Source organism: Desulfobulbus rhabdoformis, from assembly GCF_016919065.1.
GTDB lineage: Bacteria > Desulfobacterota > Desulfobulbia > Desulfobulbales > Desulfobulbaceae > Desulfobulbus > Desulfobulbus rhabdoformis.
Genome location: NZ_JAFFQA010000122.1, coordinates 1 through 1435, shown reverse-complemented (window position 1 = coordinate 1435; position 1435 = coordinate 1). Strand labels below are relative to the sequence as shown.

Below are 1435 nucleotides of genomic sequence, written 5' to 3'. Positions count from 1 at the left end.
GGATCAGGACGTGGATATGCGGGTGAAATTCCAATCTCCTTGAATGGGTGTGCAGGACCATGGTCATGCCGATCTCGGCGCCCAAAGATTTTGCATTGCGGGCGAATGAACGCAGGACTTCGGCAGCACACCGGAACATGAGCGAATAGACCTCTCCCTGGTGACGATAAGCCAACGAACGCAGCTGATAGGGCAAGGTAAAGGTCACCATGAAATAGGGCACAGGCAGGAGCTTTTCCCGTTGTTTGTCGATCCAGAGACTGGTCAGGTGATTTTGGCAGCGCGGGCAATGGCGGTTACCACAGGAGAGAGGCCGCCATTGGCCATGATGACAGTCAGGGCACTGCACGTAGAGTTCTCCGGAAGCAGGCGTTCGGCAACGGAGAATCGCATCAAGGGCCTTGCGTTGGTCCGGCAGGATAGTTTTGCCGAACCGCGCCATGAAGACATCGTAATATTGGTGAACAAGAGTGGCCAGGTCCATAGTTATCTCCCTGCCGGGTTGAGCTGCAGTGAGTTGACCAAGGCATTGATCGTTGCCCTGCTATCCTGTTCGGCAACATCGGTGAGATGAGTGTAACGGGCTGTGGTTGTGGGACTGGCATGACCAAGCAGAGCCTGGATATGCCGCAGGCTTAAGCCGGATTCGAGTAGGTGGGTTGCGAAACTGTGGCGGAGGCTGTGGATCGAGACTTTTTTTTAATCCCACAGGATGTAACAACGGCTTTCATTGCCTGCTGGGCTCCACCATTATTCATGTGGTTTGTCGCCTGCCGGATCGTTTCTATTGATCCACGGTAATTGGGAAACAACAACTTCGGGTGCTGGTGTTCACGCCAGAGCAGACGTAACGCTTCCAGGGTACGGCTCGGCAGCGGGACAAGACGATCTTTATGGCCCTTGCCGCGACGGATATGGACCTTCATATGGCCGGTATCGATATCACCGATCTGAAGAGACAAAGCCTCTTCCAGGCGAAGCCCCATGGAATAGGTGGTGAAGAGAAAGACGCGATAGCGGAGCTCCCGGCAGCCATGAATGATCCTGCCGATTTCTTCGCGGGTCAGGATATCCGGAATAGTTTTGACGACAGGTGCTTTGACGATGTTGAGCCATTGCCAATCCGTCTCCAGAACGTGTTTCCAGAAAAACATGAGACCGAGCCTGTCCAGCTTGACCGTGCTCCAAGAGTACCCCTTGACCAATTTAGCAAAATACTCTTCCAGCTCTTGTACGCTCAGTTTGTCGGGGCAACAATCGAAATACGAGACCAGTCGACGCACAGCCCTGCCGTAAGCGTCTATTGTTTTGGCGCTTTTCCCTTGTAGCGCAAGCTTTTGCAGGTGGCGCTCATAGAGGGACTCGAATCGTTTAATTTCGGCCTTGTTCATAGTATACTCCTTGCTGTAAGTGTTTGAAAATTAAACTCTTACAC

At 52.8% G+C, this 1435-nt stretch carries 1 protein-coding gene and 1 pseudogene; both read right to left on the bottom strand.

Annotated features, from left to right (window positions below; translation table 11 throughout):
- The coding region (locus tag JWJ90_RS22660) for an IS91 family transposase (RefSeq protein ID WP_205229487.1) at window positions 1–484 on the bottom strand (484 nt) is incomplete at its 3' end.
- Window positions 485–486: 2 nt separating this feature from the next.
- Window positions 487–1391, bottom strand: a pseudogene (locus JWJ90_RS23430) (tyrosine-type recombinase/integrase).
- Between the last annotated feature and the right edge of the window lie 44 nt (window positions 1392–1435).